Raw genomic sequence first — 16,988 nt, forward strand, 5'->3', positions numbered from 1 at the left:
CATACTGTTTTTTTTGGCAAGAGTGAATGCGTTACAGATGATTCATACATTCAAAAAACAATTTAAACCCAACTCTTTTTTCTTGGGAAAATTTAACCTGTTAAATTCAAACTATAATCATCGAAATTTTCGTATTCCTCACCAGTCCCATCGATACGAATTTCTAGTATTTTGTTGACCAAATCGACAAGAATGATATTTCTGGTTGGGACACCGCTTAATTGAATCACAGACTTCTCAGTATTAATGAATTTAAACTGACCTTTTATTTCTTCTGCTTGGTTATGACCACTTAGACTTAATCGTGATAATACATACGTTTGGTCTGCGTTAAGTTGTAAATCAACAGCCATACCAGGACAATCCTCACAACGCGAAAAACACCCCATACATGGCGTAGTACCTTGATACAAACCAATATATTGAGGTGTTACTTGATTTTTTATTGAATCATTCTGTTTCAAGAGTTGATTTGATTGCGTGGACTGATCGCAAGAAGCCATATGAATCGACGAGATCAAAACGAATGGGATGACAGTACTACGGCGCATAATCACAAATCAATTTTAACAATTTTGTGAAAATTACCATATCTCAAGTCTGCATATGAATCAATGCGTATGTTGGTGCACGTGAACCCCATCATCATGTAAAACTTGATCAGGGTAAGCGAGTCCAATCCCTTTAATTACTTCAGCAAAATATGACCCTTTATCTGTATAAACTTTAATAATTGCATATTGATCTTCAATACTTTGAGTAATCGTAAAATAGTTTAGATCAGCAGGATAATCCTCAAATTGCCCCTTATATCGCACAATTCCATCCTCAACTTGTTCAATCTCAGTAATTTCAGCCACACGGTTGATACCAAATTGCAAAAGTTTCAAGGGAAATTTACTGCCCTCTTTCATGCTCGCCACTTGATCAGGACTAAACTTAAATAAATAACCCGAGTCAGCCCGATGCTGAAAACTTTCTGGAAGAATCATATGCCGTTCAACATTTTGTTCTAGTACAGGCATAAGCTCAGGCATCAGATGAGAACTCGATGATTCATTCTTATTTTCAAGCCGTTCGTCATGAGCATTAACATTTTGACCCAGTTCATTTTCAACTTGATGCTGCTGTAAGCTTGCAGATGATTTGTCTTTTTCGGGTTTTAGATATAACGTAAATGTAGCAGTCACAAAAACTGCTACACCCAATAAAATATAAATTACTTTCATACGTTATTTGAATAGCGACACTGCTTTAGCATTTTTATTAATCATAGTGACAGCATCACGATCATTCGTACCCCCTAATTGGTATCCATACTTTGGATGGAATAAATCTGGGCTTGAGAAATAAGAGATACTATTACCTCCCATAATCGTACCACCCAATGGATGCTCCAAACCACGTGCTGGTCCAGCGGTATCATCATGATTCACCCCCATATTATGACCGAATTCATGACGTAAAACCGTGATTCCACAGTTAATACTTCCACTACCGATCATATAATTAGAGTTAGGGTTTTCAAGCAAGTAAGCTAAACCACAGCCTTCTTCATCACCTTCATAATATACAGCATCAGCTTTTAAGCGATTACGCTCATTCTGAATAACTTTGTCCACACGACCAATATCAAGGACATTGTTTAATGTTTTAGAACCTGGTGTTTTATATTGCAGATAACCAACGTTGCGCAGATAAAACTTGGCATTTGAATTCTCTGCAGACACATTGGTTAGATCAAAGCCTTCAATCAACCTCATTTTCGCTGCATTTGCACCTAATTTCTCTGCAACAGCAGTACTACTCACCAAAAGCATGTCAATGGTTGCACTATCAGCTTGCCATCCTTGAGATGTATAGAGAAAACGTTGCGTTTCACCAGTTTGAATCGTTTGTCGTAAATTATTGGATGCCTGAATTGTGCTGCTCCACGCCGCTCCAGAACTTATGATTATCTTGTCATTGATTTGAGCGCGATCAGGTAAATTAATTACTGATTGCCAATTTCCATTTGCCAACTTAACACGTGTCACTGGTTGTTTAGGATCAGGAACTTTTTGATTATTTAAATCTTTCGCTTGTATCACACGTTCTGGTGCAGAAACTAAAATCCACTTCGCTAATTCTTTTACAAACATAAATTCATATCGTTCACCTCTATTTAGTTTTAAAGTTGCTGAGGTATTGATATTCTGATTTGAAATAGTAGCTTCCCATGTTGCAGTCGACTTCACGATCACACGATCACGGTCATATGCTGAACTTGGTAATGTGAATTGTGACACCCAGTTTCCATCACCAAAAATAATTTCAGTTAAAGGGCTATCGGTTTTATTTAACTGAGTACCCACTGAACTAACATTTAGTTGTCTCGGCTTGATATATTCAGGCACCCATTTTTTTAGATTTTGATTAAATACAAACCAATAGCGATCTCCTTTTTTTAAATTAAAATTACTCGAAAAAAGAAGATTTGTTGTATCAATTGATGAATCCCTGCCTGCATCAGATTCAATCAACATTACCGTATTGTTAGCAACATCGCTCGGCAATACTATTTTCTTTGCCCAAGCGCCATCTTTTAGATGAACTCGCTGTATTGTTTGTTGATTAGATATAATATTTTGTACACTTGAATTATCTAAAATGACACTGGGTGTACTGTTGATTCGCCATTTTTTTAAAGATTCACTATAAATAAAGTCGAATGTGTTTCCTTTATTGATTTGAATTGATTCAAGGGGAATATCAATATTGGAAGTATCTAGATATGTAGCATATCCCGCCGATGAGGAAATTCTAATCTTGTCATTATTTTTTGGATTGTTTGGCAGATAGATTTGTTTCGTCCAATTTCCATCACGCAATTTAAATTCTAATTCAGCATAACCGCTCGGAATCTGCCCGCTTTGCTGATTTTGGTTTGGTGTAAGTACTGTACTTGCCACAACACCACTCATCAAACAACCCATTAGTAAAAAGGTAATTTTTTTATTCATCATGTCACTATTTGTTTATTTTAGTTAAAGTTAGTATACATTATAAATACAAATTCTCCTTTGTAAATGTTAAAACCATCCCTTTTTACCATTATTAATGTGATCCACACATCTTAATGCCTCTTGCGATAAACTCCACAAACGATAATCCCCTGTAATTGACCCAACAGGATAATTATGGGTATAGGCAAAGCTTAATTTTCTTTCAGGATCACACCAAGCCCCTGATCCGTTGTAGCCCATATGACCAAATCCATTTTTTGCACTTTTACCCAGCGTGATAACTCTGTGATAACCCAAACGCCAATGCATAGGTATTGGCATCACCTTGTCTCGATCATAGCTTTGAATTTGCGAAAGTTGTTTGAATACAAGTGGCTTGATAAATTGTCTTGATTCGAACTGACCATAGTGCGCCATCATGGCATAGATTTTCGCTAAACTTCTGGCTGTAAAGACACCATTAGCAGCAGGAATGGGTTGAGTCAGAACACGATCATCAAAAAAGCTAAACCCCTTCATTCCCTTTGGAATCATTGCATCTATAAAATCATCAGGATTTTGACCAGAATATTGAATGATACGATCCGAAAATGAAACTTTCTGTTTTTTCTTCTTTTGTTGTGCAACTTGAGTAGGTGATGACTTTTTTTCAATATTTGTTTTTTCTAGAGGTTTGGCTATTCTTGAAAGTTGATCCTGAGGGACACCAAAATAGGCACCATCTAATTGAAGTGGTTCTACTAAATATTGATTCATCAGCTCAGAAAGATTTTGCTGAGTCGCTTTTTCAATCAGCCCTCCTAATAACCAGCCATACGTAAGTGCTTGATATGCATAATTTGAATTGGGTTTAAAACGTGGTGTCGCGCTAGCCATCACATTGAGCATGTGATCCCAGTCTGCCATTTCAGATGCTTGAGCAATGACATTTCTAACATCATATAAACCACTACGGTGACTCAATACGTCAGCCAAAGTAATCTCAGATTTTCCATGTTCAGCAAATTCTGGCCAATAATCAGCTATGGATTGACGATAATCTAATTTCCCTTCACTCACTAGAATATGCGACAAAGTCGCTAAGATCCCTTTTCCGGTGGAATAGCACATCGCCATCGTGTCTTCTGACCACTCTTCACTCGAAGACTTTTTTCCAACATAAATATCAACCACTTTTTCTTGACCATAATATACAGCCAATGATGCACCACCTTGTTCAGTACGAGAGTCTTGTAAACGACTAAATAAATGTGCCAAATCTGCAAACTGATGGTGAACGATACCCTTATAATTATGTGTGTCAGCGTAAATTAAATCTTTTAGAATTTTCATCTTCTATCCTTGATTTATAGTTATAAAAAAGCCTAACAAACATGTTAGGCCTAGAGCATCTATTAAAGTGGTTTCACAACACCAGAAACATGAGGTTTTTGTGATTTTGCATTACGAACTAACAAATATGTCGTTTGATCTCGCTCACCCGTTAAAAATTCAACCTCAGATGGTAAAAACATAGGCAACTTAAAATAAACATCAGCATCATAAGCATCCGGTAAACTAATACTTGCTAATGCTTTAGCTTTACTCCACATGCCATGCGCAATCGCTTGTTTAAAACCAAATGCTTTTGCTGTAACTGCATGAATATGAATGAGGTTAAAATCACCTGAAACGAGCGCATAGCGACGACCCGTGTTTTCAGCGACTTTCCAATTACCCTGTGATTTAAATTCAGGCAACTGATCTTCTTTCGCCTTTGAAGAGGATGAAGTATTTGTATTTTCACGAGAAAGATAGGTTGTTAAACCCTCCATCACCACATCATTACCTACTTTCGCAGTGGTAATGAAGTCAAATTGCAAACCTTTGTCATGTGGTTTTAACTCACCAAATTTGCATGATAGCGTGATGGTTTCATTCACTCCAATTTTGCGATACTGCTTAACTTGATTACGAATATGAACTAAACCCAGCAAAGCAAATGGGAAAGGTTCTTGTGTCATCATTTGCATCTGCAAACTTTGAGAAATGACTGCCAAGTAAGTCGATGGTACATATCCATTATTCTTATAACCACAAATTTCGTTATAAGATTTTAAATGGTCATGATCAACACGATATTCATCAACGATGTAATCCACTTGTGGCAGTGTCTTTTCGCCTTTCGGTTTTTTAAAAATTAAACCTTTAATGACTTTAGGATAAGCTAAATAAGCTTTTGGCAATTGACTAAAGTGACGTGTTTTCATGTTAAAAATTCCCATTTATCTTTATAAAAAATTTAAAGTTTGCAGCTCAACAAAACGATCATAACAAATCATACGAGCAATAAAGAGAGCAATGCCTGAACATTACTCTCTTTCATTTAACAATCTATGACCACTAAAGCTTAAGCACCTAATAAACTTTGACCGCACACACGTACAATGTTTCCATTCAGCCCCGTTGAAGCAGATGAAGCAAATAATGCGATTGTTTCAGCCACATCAACTGGTTGACCACCTTGACTCATCGAATTCATACGGCGACCCGCTTCACGAATTGCGAATGGAATCGCTGCTGTCATTTGAGTTTCAATAAATCCAGGAGCAACAGCATTAATCGTTACACCATTTTTCAAAATTGGTGCTGTAAATTTCACTAAACCAATCACACCAGCTTTAGAAGCTGCGTAGTTCGTTTGACCGAGGTTACCCGCAATACCTGAAATCGAAGATACGCAAACGATGCGACCATTTTCATTGATGCCTTCATTAGACAACAAATAGTCATTCACACGCTCAATCGCAGATAAGTTAATGTTAATCACAAGATCCCAAAGCTCTGGCTTCATATTAGCAAGCGTTTTATCACGTGTAATACCGGCATTATGGACAATCACATCTAGCCCGCCTTGAGCAGCCGCTGCAGCTTTGATTTTTTCTCCAGCATCTGGTGCAGTGATATCAATCGCTAAAGTCGATCCACCAATTTCACTCGCAACACGATCAAGATCTGCTTGTTGTTGTGGTACATCTAAGCAAATGACATGAGCACCATCACGCGACAAAACATGCGCAATCGCTTCACCAATACCACGACTTGCACCTGTGACCACTGCAGTTTTGCCCGCAAGTGGTTTAGTCCAATCAACATCAACAACATTTGCTTTTGAAACACGAATGACTTGACCTGATACATACGCTGAGCGCGGAGAAAGTACAAAACGAAGTGTAGATTCAAGATTTAAAGCAGCATCTTGATCTACATAAACCAATTGTGCAGCAATACCTTTCTTAAATTCTTTACCTACAGATTTCACGAAACCTTCTAATGCACGTTGAGCAATCGCTTGTTTCACTGTAGGTGCTGATTCTGGTGTCAAGCCAACGACGACTACACGACCTGAAGTTTGAATTTGGCGAGCAATTGGATTAAAGAATTTATACAATTCAATTAACTGTTCAGAGTCCTGAATACCCGAAGCATCAAACACAACTGCTTTGAATTTCGACTCTTTATCGCCTTCATTAAACGCACCTAAGTTCAACCCTACTTTAGCTGCAGCTTGTTGTAACTCAGCATTGTTTCCCGCATAGCTGTTGGCATGAATATTACTCAGAACTTGCGCAATTTCACCATTAAAAAGACTTTTAGACGCAGAACCGAATAAAACAGCGCCTTGAACAACAGGCGTTGCTGATTCAAAGCGATCTAAGTGAATTGGAGATGGTAAACCTAAATTTTTGATGACAAATTTACCAATTGGAGATTTTGCAAAAGCTTGATATTGGTCAGTCATGAATATGATCTCTCGATAGAATAATTTTTTGAAGGATCTATGGTGTAGATGAAGTTCAGTTCAAACTCTGATACTTAGTAAATTAATCGATCCCTGCGTTTCAGTTAAATAATACTTGAGTTACTCTATGTATGTCTTGACCTGAAAGCATTGCTAAATGTCATTTTAGTCAATACGACCTCTTAGCGATTATGCTAATGTAGCACTCAAGAATATCCCAAATATGCTTGGAAAAGCCTTATGAGCAAAACAACTCAAGAAAATCCAACAACTGAGAATTCTGCGAAAGCGACTGTGTCAAATACATCAAAAGCTCGTTCAAATACGAGTAGTGGTAATGCAAACAGTGCCAACAACGCAAATACTCCAAAAGCGACTCGCCCTCGTACGTCGACGACTCGCAAAAAAACAGCAGCAACAAATAAAACTAAAGCTGAAAATCAAACTTCAGCAACTACGACTCAATCTTCCGCTGAACAGGAAAAAACTATGACTCAAAATACTGTACGCCGTGTTGCAATTATCGGTGGTAATCGTATTCCTTTCGCACGTTCTAATGGTGCTTATTTCACAGCTACAAATACGGATATGCTTACAGCAGCATTGAATGGTCTAGTTGAGCGTTTTAATCTTCAAGGTCAACGTCTGGGTGAAGTTGTTGCTGGTGCTGTACTGAAGCACAGCCGTGATTTCAATATGACGCGTGAATGTGTGTTAAGCACAGAGCTTGCACCTGAAACTCCAGCTTACGATATCCAACAAGCTTGTGGTACTGGGCTTCAAGCCGCTTTCCTCGTAGCGAACAAAATTGCACTTGGTCAAATTGAGGTGGGTATTGCAGGTGGTGTGGATACCACTTCAGATGCTCCTATCGCATTTGGTGATGGATTACGTAAAGCCCTCTTAGAACTCAACGTTGCAAAAACAGGTAAAGATCGTCTTAAAGCGTTAACTAAAATTAACGTAAAAGATTTGCTAGATGCTCCTAAAAATGGTGAACCTCGTACTGGCTTATCTATGGGCGATCACCAAGCGATCACAACACTTGAGTGGGGCATTTCTCGTGAAGCTCAAGATGAACTTGCTGCATCGTCTCATCAGAAAATGGCTGCAGCTTATGAAGCAGGATTCTTTGACGATTTAATGACGCCATTCCTTGGCCTTGAGCGCGACAACAACTTACGTCCTGATTCAACTGTAGAAAAGCTTGCAAAACTTAAGCCAGCGTTTGGTAAAGGTGATGCCCGTACAATGACTGCTGGTAACTCTACTCCACTTACCGATGGTGCTTCTTGTGTATTATTAGCATCAGAAGAATGGGCTAAAGCAAATGGTCACGAAATTTTAGCGTATTTAAGTTTCTCTGAAACTGCTGCTGTAGATTTCATTGGTAAAAAAGAAGGTTTGTTAATGGCTCCTGCTTACGCAGTTCCACGTATGCTCGAGCGTGCTAATTTAAAACTTCAAGATTTTGACTACTATGAAATTCATGAAGCATTTGCATCTCAAGTTCTTTCTACATTAAAAGCTTGGGAAGATCCTAAATTCTGTAAAGAACGTCTAGGCTTAGATGCGCCTTTAGGTTCAATTGATCGTGCGAAGTTAAACGTTAAAGGCTCTTCGTTGGCTGCGGGTCACCCATTTGCCGCAACGGGTGGTCGTATTATCGCAACTGCTGCAAAAATTTTAAATGAAAAAGGTTCAGGTCGTGTACTTGTGTCGATCTGTGCTGCAGGTGGTCAAGGTGTAACGGCAATTATTGAAAAATAATTCGATGTTCTTAACAAATAAGCCCCTCGATTGAGGGGCTTTTTTTATTTTCATAAAAAAGATTGACAGAGTATTTATTTTTTTTAGACGAATGACTGACATTAAACTTTAAAAATTAGCATTTTATTACATAATTAAAGAGCTAAAAATGGATTTTAGCCAATTAAAGGAAAAAAAATGAAAAAGATACAAAACATATACTCAGTAATTCTATTATGTTGCATCAGTACCACAATTTTGGCGAACTCAGTTGAGCCTAAATATAAATGGTCTGTTAGTACTGGATGGCTACATATAATGCCTCAGGGGAAATATGGAAATACGTCGATTAATACAGCCGTTGATCCTGATTATGAGTACGACCTATGGAAAAATATGGGCATAACCTCAAAAATGGACGGATTAAGCAATTGGACTGAAAATGCTGGCTTAAAACCTAAGGATGGGGATACTTTGGGTTTAATGATTAATTATTATGTCAATGATAACATTTCACTTCAAATGATTGGAGGTGTTCCACCCAAAATTGATATTAAGGGGAAAGGTCAGATTAATGCAAAACCTATTGCACTTAATCCAATGATTGATGCTGCTATTATTGATATATTAGGGCCTGATCGAAATTTGTTTGTAACTGATCTTGGGAGCAGATCAAAGTTGGCAGAAGCAACAGCTTGGACTCCAGCTGCAACCGCACAGTACCACTTTGGTACTACAGGTATAAATAAATTTAGACCTTATGTCGGTGCAGGTGTCATGTATGCAACATTTACTGGACTAAAAATTGATAAAGGTCTTGAGGAAGAACTAATAACTGCTGGACATCGTATCGGTCATATTACAAATATTGTTAGAGATAGTGATCCATCAAAGGATATCAATGGAAATCTATTAGATGCTCTTGTAGATCCTATAGCAGTAAGAATTAATTCTCCAGTAGATCCAAAGGTTAAAGTGAAAGCCACTGATGCTTTAGGAGCAGTATTCACTTTAGGTGCAAATTACGACATTTCAAATAGAATCTATATTACCGGATCACTAACCTATGTAGATTTATCGAATAAGTCGAAAATTACAGTTTATGACCAAATATCAGGGCGTCCATTAGTTTCATCATCAACAAAAATCAATCTTAATCCTTTAATCAGCTATATTGGAATTGGTTACAAATTTTAAATAAAAAAAGCATCTCAATAGAGATGCTTTTTTATTTTAAGTTTTAATGATTTAAAGCCTCAGGTGCATAACCCAGTTTAGCCTCCATCCCATCATAGAACCATTGAAATATAAACGTATACACCAGAATACTAAGCGTCAAAGCTAAGTCGACGATAAAAGCTTGTATGAGCGTCATATCCATCATATATGCAACAATTGGAATGGTCACTAACATCAAGCCACCTTCAAATCCTAGCGCATGCAATATACGAACTTTTACAGTACGCTTCCACTGATTGCGCGCTTCAATTTTTTCAAAATAATGATTGAAAATCATATTCCAGATCACTGAAAGTACGGCCATAATCACACCTAATGAACCTGCAATCTCCAGGGGAACTTCAAAAATAAAACTCAAAGAAATTGCGATGATCACCAATAGAATGATTTCATAGCTTATTGCGTGAATAATTCTTCTCTTTGAAAAAAACATGCGTTCACTCATCAACATTGTTATTCATGAGCGCATTTTATTTTCATAATATTGAATGATCGAGTTAGAATCTATCAAAATTTTTGAAAGAATAAACATGAATATTAATCAAGAACAATTGGTCGTTTTTAAAACTGTGATGGAAACAGGTTCTTTTTCCGCAGCCGCACGTCAGTTAGGCAAGGTCCCCTCTGCTGTCAGTATGGCGATTTCCAATTTAGAGATTGATCTGAATCTTCAACTGTTTGAAAGAGTAGGACGTGAACCACAGCCAACACTTCAAGCCAAAGTTTTGTATGAACGTACTAATCATTTATTGATTGAAATGAATCAATGGAAACAACATGCATTTGGTTTGAGTAGCGGCATCGAAACCGAATTAAATATTGTGGTGGTATCAGAATTACTACATAGTAGATGGACTGATTATATTGTTTTATTAGAACAACAATTTCCTCAACTACAAATCAATATATTCAGCGCACCACAAGAAGATGCTCAACAAATGATTTTAACGGGTAAAGCACATTTAGCATTGATGTTTGAGCGTGAACATATTGAGGCGAATGAACAATTTGTGGAATTAATGAAAGAAAGTTTAATTCCAGTTGCATCTGTTCATCATCCGCTGTGCCAAAATCAAAAAGTGAGCTATGAAGAAATTTTTCAAAGTCGTCAGATTGTAGTCGCTAGTCGCGATCGGAACATTAAGCCTGAATTACTCTTTTCCAAAGATGCATGGCGTACAGACAATCACCATTCTGCATGTAGATTAATTTCACAAGGACTTGGATGGGGAGTTTTACCCACTGAAATGCTTATCGAACAACCAACATTAAAGAAAAAACTTAAAGTTCTACGATTTTCAGATTTCACTCCAAAATTTGATTATTTTATCGATCTGGTTTGGAGTAAAGAGCAACCATTGGGCAAAGCTGCTCAATTTTTAATTCATCACATCAGAAATAAAAGAAAAATGTAGGAAAATAACTTGATTTAAAACTTTTGTAGCATGTTTCAAAATAATCATGTGTTATAAAGATGGTATAAGTAATGAAACAAAGAATTAGATCGCAATGACTGAAACAGCTTTATCTCAATTAAAAAACTTCACTACAATTGTTGCAGACACAGGTGACTTAAACGCTATAAAAAAATTTAAGCCATTGGATGCTACCACTAACCCTTCACTCATCACGGCAGCAGCTTCATTCCCTGAAAACAAAGAACTGATTGAAGCTGCATTTGATCAAGCAAAGTCAGAGGGTTATCAGTCAGATGAGTTAATCGATAGAACAATTGATATCCTGACTGTCAAATTAGGTGTGGAAATTCTAAAAGTAGTTGAAGGTCGAGTATCAACAGAAGTTGATGCAGCACTTTCATACGATACAGCCGCGACAATTGCTAAAGCTAAAGAATTACTCGCTCTCTATGCGACTTATGGTGTTGATCAAAACCGAATTTTAATTAAAATCGCCTCAACATGGGAAGGTATTCAAGCTGCTAAGGTTCTTGAAGCAGAAGGCATTCATTGCAACTTAACTTTGTTGTTTGGCTTACATCAAGCAAAAGCATGTGCGGATGCTCAGGTCACATTAATTTCACCATTTGTAGGTCGTATTCTCGATTGGTATAAAAAAGCTGAAAATGTGGATCACTATCCAATTGAACATGATCCTGGTGTGCAATCCGTTAAACAAATTTACGAGTTCTACAAACAAAATCAGGTGAAAACTGAAGTTATGGGCGCAAGCTTTCGTAGCATAGAACAGGTTCTCGGACTTGCTGGATGCGACCTCTTAACTGTATCACCGAATTTACTTGACGAATTGGCTCAAGATCATCGCCAAGTTGAAGTTCAGTTAAATGCAAATGCACACAGCTCAAATATCGAATCACTTAGTCCAATCACTGAAATAGATTTTAAAGCGCAAATTCAGAAAGATCTTATGGCATCGCAATTATTGCAAGGCGGTATAGATGGCTTTATTAAGGCAAGAGATCAACTCAGCTCTCTGTTAAAACAATCATTTGGCATAGATGCTGATATAAAAGCTTAATTGCACCTATCCATCATTCTTTCAATCGAGCTCTTAGGAGCTCGATTATTTTTTAAGAGATAAATGAGTGTTTGGTATAACTGATCTTCCAACCTATTTAATAGGTACATTACTTATTATTTTATTACCTGGACCTAACTCGCTCTATGTCATGTCTATTGCGACTCGCTTTGGCATAAAAGTGGGCTATCAAGGTGCTTTCGGTATTTTGTGTGGAGATACCATCCTTATTTTGCTAACTGTCTTAGGTGCCGCAACATTATTGCATCAATTTCCCTGGATTTTTTTCGCCCTAAAAATTATTGGTGCTTTATATCTTAGTTATTTAGGTATCCGTTTAATATATGCAGCCTATTTAACTTGGAAACGTCCAAGTAAAGATCAAGCTAATGTTTCTATTGTACAAAAACAAGAAAAATTTCATCCTTTTCGTACCGCATTACTCATTAGTCTGATTAACCCAAAGGCAATACTGTTCTTTTTATCGTTTTTTGTTCAATTTGTAGATCCAGCTTATCCTTATCCAGCCCAAAGCTTTTTAATGCTTGCTGTAATTTTACAATTAATGAGTATAGCCTACTTAAGTATGTTGATCTTCACAGGTATCAAAATTTCAAATTACTTCAACACGCATTATAAATTAGCAGCTGCTTCTGTTGCCGCTATTGGTATTTTATTTGGATTGTTTGGGATCAAACTTGCGACATCAACAATGTAATCTTAACTTCACAGAATCATTAGGGAAATAATATAAAAATGCTCATAGACGTGATAACAAGAATAAAAAAAGATTTAAGTCTACCTGCTGTTTTCGCTGGCTTTATTACATTTTTAATTGGCATTAGCGTTTCATCTGTACTGGTTATTCATGCTGGACAAGTATTAGGTGCAAATCAAGCACAGATTAGCTCATGGTTTTGGGCACTGGGTTTGAGTATAGGATTATCAGGACTGATCTTAAGCTGGAAGTTTAAATATCCAGTTGCAACATCATGGTCAACAGCAGGACTAGCACTGATTATCGCTACAGGCTCAGGATACAATTTGAATGAGGCGATAGGGGCATTTTTAATATGCGGAATTATGACTGCTGTATTGGGCTTTTTTGGAATATTTCAAAGAATTCTTGAATTTTTACCGCAATCTCTTACAAGCGCCATGTTAGCTGGAGTGTTATTAAAATTTGGCATTTCATTATTTACGGTCATGCAAGACCAATTGATCTATGTTCTAATCTTGATCAGTACATATTTTATAAGTAAAAAAGCATTACCCCGTCACTCCATTGTCATTACATTGTTAGCTTGCATTATCGCCACACCTTTTTTCTTTGAATATACAGCAACCAAAATTCACTACGGAATGACGTATCCAGTATGGATTCAGCCTGAATTTCACTGGTCAAGTATTCTGGGTTTAGCTATTCCCCTCTTGATCATCAATATGGCTTCACAATATTTACCTGGTTTAGCAATGATCAGATCCTATGGTTACAAACCTCATGTCAACCAATTAGTAAGTTGGACAGGAATTGCTCAAGCAATATTCGCTCCGTTCGGGGCATTTTCAACCAATATCGCAGCAATTAGTGCAGCTGTGAGCCTTGATGAACAAGTTCATCAAGACCCTGCTAAACGCTATATTGCAGGTATGGCTTGTGGAGTGTTCTATATCTTTATGGGCATTTTTGCAGCGACACTAACGGGATTATTACTGTCATTCCCTAGAGAAATGATCACCACTTTGGCGGCGATCGCACTTTTTGCAACGATTGGACATAACATCAGTATCGCATTTAAAGAAGATTTAGATCGTGATGCTGCTTTAATCACTTTTTTAATGTCTGCATCTGGAGTTCAGTTTTTGGGCATTGGATCTGCTTTTTGGGGATTGGTTATTGGATTTATTATTTATCATTTGATGCGTATACAAATTAAAAAGCCTATTTAAAAAAATAGGCTTTTGGGAATTAAATTACAGGATATTCACTCGTACCTTCAGGCCAAGGTGTCAATAATTCATATCCTTCATCAGTCACAGCAACCATATGTTCCCATTGTGCAGACCAAGATTTATCTGCTGTAACTACTGTCCATCCGTCTTTTAATTCTTTAACTTTGGCTTTGCCTGCATTCACCATAGGCTCAATGGTAAACACCATTCCTTTTCTTAATACTAATCCCTGACCAGGCTGTCCGTAATGCAATACATTCGGTTGCTCATGGTAGGTTTTTCCAATACCGTGACCACAATATTCACGTACAATCGTATAACCTTCGCGTTGCGCAACTTGTTGAATAGCATGACCCACGTCACCAAGTGTCGCGCCAGGTTTAACCGTTTTAATACCTGCAAGCATCGCTTCATAAGTCGTATCGACTAATTTTTTTGCTTCAGGTTTAATTGTACCCACATAGTACATTCGACTGGTATCACCAAAATAACCATCCTTGATGATTGCAACATCAATATTAATGATGTCTCCATCCTCTAAGATAATATTGGAAGCAGGGATACCATGACATACAACTTCATTTTTCGAAATACAGGTTGTTTTTGTATATCCGTAATAACCGACATTTGCTGGCGTCACCTTAAGTGTATTGACGATGTAATCATTACAGATATCATCAAGATACTCAGTACTCACACCTGGCTTCACATAATCACCAATCATCGCAAGCACTTGTGCCGCAAGCCGACCCGATATTCTTAGTTTTTCAATATCTTGTTCAGTTTTAATGGTGACAGCTGTTGCCTTCATGATGAACCCCTTTTTAATTCAGGATTCATTATAGGACTTTCATTTGTCGATCACAAACGCTATAGACTGTCTGTAACTTAATCATTTTCGACTATTATTTAACCATTCAGTACATTATTTTATTTTGCGAATCTAGATCTACGCTCTGCTTGATTTCAATTTAATAAATAAATTTATTTTATTAGTTTTATAAATACATAGACTTAATTTAACTCATAATTTCCCATCCAATAAAATTATTCGCTTCTTGCTTTTTTACTATTCCATTCGATGGATGACCACCCTCCCTATTTACTGACATTTGCTCTAAAATCGATTTCTTTTTTCTTGAACCGATCTCCCTTATGACCAATTTGCGTACACGGGACATTATTGCCTTAGGTTTTATGACCTTTGCACTATTTATCGGTGCAGGCAATATTATCTTCCCACCTATTGTTGCTCAACAAGCGGGTGAACATGTTTGGTTAGCTGCTTTTGGCTTCTTAATTACTGCTGTTGGCCTTCCTGTTATCACGATCATTGCGCTATCGCGTGTTGAAGGCTCTATTCAACTTTTAAGCTCTCCACTGGGTAAGATTGCAAGTTTAATCTTAACCGTAGCATGCTATCTTGCTGTTGGACCACTTTTCGCGACACCTCGGACAGCTACAGTTTCTTTTGAAATTGGTTTTTCGAGTTATTTTGGAACGTCTTCATCGACCTTGTTGATCTACAGTGCAATTTACTTTGCATTTGTAACGTTAATCGCACTTTATCCGAATAAAATTTTGGATACTGTCGGCTATGTTTTATCTCCACTCAAAATTCTCTCTTTGATCATTTTAGGTGGTAGTGCCTTTTTAGTTTCTGCAGATTATATCCCTGCACCTATTGGAAACTATATCAATAGTCCTGTTTCAGAAGGTTTTGTTAATGGTTATTTAACCATGGACACTTTAGGGGCTTTAGTATTTGGTATTGTCATTATTAATGCGATACGTTCACGTGGTGTAACTGATCAAAAGTTAATTACCAAATATGCAGTGATCGCAAGTTTAATTTCAGGTATTGGCCTTACACTGGTTTACATTAGCCTATTTAAGCTTGGACTGGGTAGTCACGAAGCTGCACCTAACGCTGCAAATGGTGCCATTATTCTCCATGGCTATGTTCAGCATGCCTTTGGTGACTTTGGCTCATATTTTCTAGGGGCGATGATTTTTATTGCATGCATGGTTACGGCAATTGGTTTGACTTGTGCATGTGCAGAATATTTCTCACAAATCACGAAGATTACTTACAAAAAATGGGTTTTCATTCTTGTTGGTTTCTCATTTGTCATTTCCAACTTAGGTTTAACCAAGTTAATCGCCTTCTCTGTACCTGTATTAAGTGCAATCTACCCACCAGCGATTGTGGTGATCATGATGGGATTTATGTGGAAGTTCTTTAATTCCGCTCCACGCGTCATTGCGCCTGTTACGGCGGTTGCTTTCATATTCGGTATTATTGATGGACTTAAGGTTGCAGAATTAGATCATTTCTTGCCAGCATTTATGAACAATCTACCATTGGCTGAACAAAATTTAGCATGGTTGATTCCTTCTTTAGTTGTATTTGTCATTGTCTACATACTGGATAGACTGAAGAAGTAAATTCAGGTGATTTATCAATAAATATTGTTTTACCCAAGCCGTATTTGTTCTCTAATCAATAATTGTCTCGTTTATCCAACAGACTATTATTGCTTACCCACCTTAACTTTGACCTCATCAGTCTGATTTGGAATGACTTTTGCTACTATTTATTTGTTTTGCAAGATGCTAAAAAGTAAATAGATTAAAGAATTACAAGAAACTCTATTCATCTCATCACGATTTATCGAAATAATTCTAGCACTTAGCTCACGTAGTATCTTAATTTCAAATATTTCGACTTTTGTCATATTAATGTCATAATTTATTTACATAAT

Annotated in this window: 15 protein-coding genes; 7 read left to right on the forward strand and 8 right to left on the reverse strand. The window is 37.1% G+C overall.

The genetic code is table 11. The annotated features are described in order from the left end of the window. Positions 1-92 precede the first annotated feature (92 nt). The 6 genes from AC1M9M_RS11245 to AC1M9M_RS11270 form a co-directional block, all read right to left on the reverse strand. Entirely contained in the window at positions 93-551 is a 459-nt protein-coding gene (locus AC1M9M_RS11245) for a copper resistance protein NlpE N-terminal domain-containing protein (protein ID WP_481596368.1), read from the reverse strand. Between the two features lie 60 nt (positions 552-611). Further along, complete coding sequence (gene cpaB, locus AC1M9M_RS11250; protein ID WP_481596369.1) at positions 612-1,229, reverse strand: metalloprotease secretion chaperone CpaB; 618 nt, start codon at positions 1,227-1,229, stop codon at positions 612-614. 3 nt (positions 1,230-1,232) lie between these two features. Further along, positions 1,233-2,963 (reverse strand): metalloendopeptidase CpaA, encoded by a 1,731-nt coding sequence (gene cpaA, locus AC1M9M_RS11255; protein ID WP_481596370.1) that lies wholly within the window; start codon positions 2,961-2,963, stop codon positions 1,233-1,235. Between the two features lie 108 nt (positions 2,964-3,071). Then, positions 3,072-4,331 carry a serine hydrolase domain-containing protein gene (locus tag AC1M9M_RS11260; RefSeq protein ID WP_481596408.1) on the reverse strand — a complete coding sequence of 420 codons (1,260 nt, stop codon included), beginning with the start codon at positions 4,329-4,331 and terminating at the stop codon, positions 3,072-3,074. A gap of 68 nt (positions 4,332-4,399) precedes the next feature. Continuing rightward, complete coding sequence (locus AC1M9M_RS11265) at positions 4,400-5,254, reverse strand: MaoC family dehydratase (protein WP_481596371.1); 855 nt, start codon at positions 5,252-5,254, stop codon at positions 4,400-4,402. Between the two features lie 140 nt (positions 5,255-5,394). Next, complete coding sequence (locus tag AC1M9M_RS11270) at positions 5,395-6,786, reverse strand: 3-oxoacyl-ACP reductase (protein ID WP_035266061.1); 1,392 nt, start codon at positions 6,784-6,786, stop codon at positions 5,395-5,397. A gap of 240 nt (positions 6,787-7,026) precedes the next feature. Between AC1M9M_RS11270 and AC1M9M_RS11275 the strand changes: the two genes are divergently transcribed. Together AC1M9M_RS11275 and AC1M9M_RS11280 are read left to right on the forward strand one after the other, a co-directional pair. Next, positions 7,027-8,556, forward strand: coding sequence for an acetyl-CoA C-acetyltransferase (locus AC1M9M_RS11275; protein WP_481596372.1), 1,530 nt, complete (start codon positions 7,027-7,029; stop codon positions 8,554-8,556). 177 nt (positions 8,557-8,733) lie between these two features. Continuing rightward, positions 8,734-9,732, forward strand: a complete 999-nt coding sequence (locus AC1M9M_RS11280; protein WP_481596373.1) for an OmpW/AlkL family protein — start codon at positions 8,734-8,736, stop codon at positions 9,730-9,732. 43 nt (positions 9,733-9,775) lie between these two features. Here AC1M9M_RS11280 and aceI read toward each other — a convergent pair whose 3' ends face one another. Then, positions 9,776-10,207 (reverse strand): chlorhexidine efflux PACE transporter AceI, encoded by a 432-nt coding sequence (gene aceI / locus AC1M9M_RS11285; protein WP_481596374.1) that lies wholly within the window; start codon positions 10,205-10,207, stop codon positions 9,776-9,778. Positions 10,208-10,304: 97 nt separating this feature from the next. Between aceI and aceR the strand changes: the two genes are divergently transcribed. The 4 genes from aceR (at position 10,305) to AC1M9M_RS11305 (ending at position 14,220) form a co-directional block, all read left to right on the forward strand. After that, positions 10,305-11,189 (forward strand): HTH-type transcriptional regulator AceR, encoded by an 885-nt coding sequence (gene aceR / locus AC1M9M_RS11290; RefSeq protein ID WP_092767852.1) that lies wholly within the window; start codon positions 10,305-10,307, stop codon positions 11,187-11,189. 94 nt (positions 11,190-11,283) lie between these two features. Next, complete coding sequence (gene tal / locus AC1M9M_RS11295; protein WP_481596375.1) at positions 11,284-12,270, forward strand: transaldolase; 987 nt, start codon at positions 11,284-11,286, stop codon at positions 12,268-12,270. A 67-nt stretch (positions 12,271-12,337) separates the two neighbouring features. Continuing rightward, the gene (gene leuE, locus AC1M9M_RS11300; RefSeq protein WP_481596376.1) at positions 12,338-12,988 is read left to right on the forward strand and encodes a leucine efflux protein LeuE; all 651 of its coding nucleotides are present in this window, start codon (positions 12,338-12,340) and stop codon (positions 12,986-12,988) included. 53 nt (positions 12,989-13,041) lie between these two features. Then, positions 13,042-14,220 (forward strand): benzoate/H(+) symporter BenE family transporter, encoded by a 1,179-nt coding sequence (locus AC1M9M_RS11305; protein WP_481596409.1) that lies wholly within the window; start codon positions 13,042-13,044, stop codon positions 14,218-14,220. 19 nt (positions 14,221-14,239) lie between these two features. Here AC1M9M_RS11305 and map read toward each other — a convergent pair whose 3' ends face one another. Further along, positions 14,240-15,034, reverse strand: a complete 795-nt coding sequence (gene map / locus AC1M9M_RS11310) for a type I methionyl aminopeptidase (protein ID WP_481596377.1) — start codon at positions 15,032-15,034, stop codon at positions 14,240-14,242. A gap of 344 nt (positions 15,035-15,378) precedes the next feature. Between map and brnQ the strand changes: the two genes are divergently transcribed. Next, positions 15,379-16,671, forward strand: a complete 1,293-nt coding sequence (gene brnQ / locus AC1M9M_RS11315; protein ID WP_481596378.1) for a branched-chain amino acid transport system II carrier protein — start codon at positions 15,379-15,381, stop codon at positions 16,669-16,671. Positions 16,672-16,988: the final 317 nt, after the last annotated feature.

The organism is Acinetobacter sp. ANC_7503 (genome assembly GCF_056780035.1).

Excerpts from the sequence above, each read along its gene's own strand:
- AC1M9M_RS11245 (WP_481596368.1), bottom strand. The coding sequence starts at position 551 with ATGCGCCGTAGTACTGTCATCCCATTCGTTTTGATCTCGTCGATTCAT.
- cpaB (WP_481596369.1), bottom strand. The coding sequence starts at position 1,229 with ATGAAAGTAATTTATATTTTATTGGGTGTAGCAGTTTTTGTGACTGCT.
- cpaA (WP_481596370.1), bottom strand. The coding sequence starts at position 2,963 with ATGAGTGGTGTTGTGGCAAGTACAGTACTTACACCAAACCAAAATCAG.
- AC1M9M_RS11265 (WP_481596371.1), bottom strand. The coding sequence starts at position 5,254 with ATGAAAACACGTCACTTTAGTCAATTGCCAAAAGCTTATTTAGCTTAT.
- AC1M9M_RS11270 (WP_035266061.1), bottom strand. The coding sequence starts at position 6,786 with ATGACTGACCAATATCAAGCTTTTGCAAAATCTCCAATTGGTAAATTT.
- AC1M9M_RS11275 (WP_481596372.1), top strand. The coding sequence starts at position 7,027 with ATGAGCAAAACAACTCAAGAAAATCCAACAACTGAGAATTCTGCGAAA.
- AC1M9M_RS11280 (WP_481596373.1), top strand. The coding sequence starts at position 8,734 with ATGAAAAAGATACAAAACATATACTCAGTAATTCTATTATGTTGCATC.
- aceI (WP_481596374.1), bottom strand. The coding sequence starts at position 10,207 with ATGTTTTTTTCAAAGAGAAGAATTATTCACGCAATAAGCTATGAAATC.
- aceR (WP_092767852.1), top strand. The coding sequence starts at position 10,305 with ATGAATATTAATCAAGAACAATTGGTCGTTTTTAAAACTGTGATGGAA.
- tal (WP_481596375.1), top strand. The coding sequence starts at position 11,284 with ATGACTGAAACAGCTTTATCTCAATTAAAAAACTTCACTACAATTGTT.
- map (WP_481596377.1), bottom strand. The coding sequence starts at position 15,034 with ATGAAGGCAACAGCTGTCACCATTAAAACTGAACAAGATATTGAAAAA.
- brnQ (WP_481596378.1), top strand. The coding sequence starts at position 15,379 with ATGACCAATTTGCGTACACGGGACATTATTGCCTTAGGTTTTATGACC.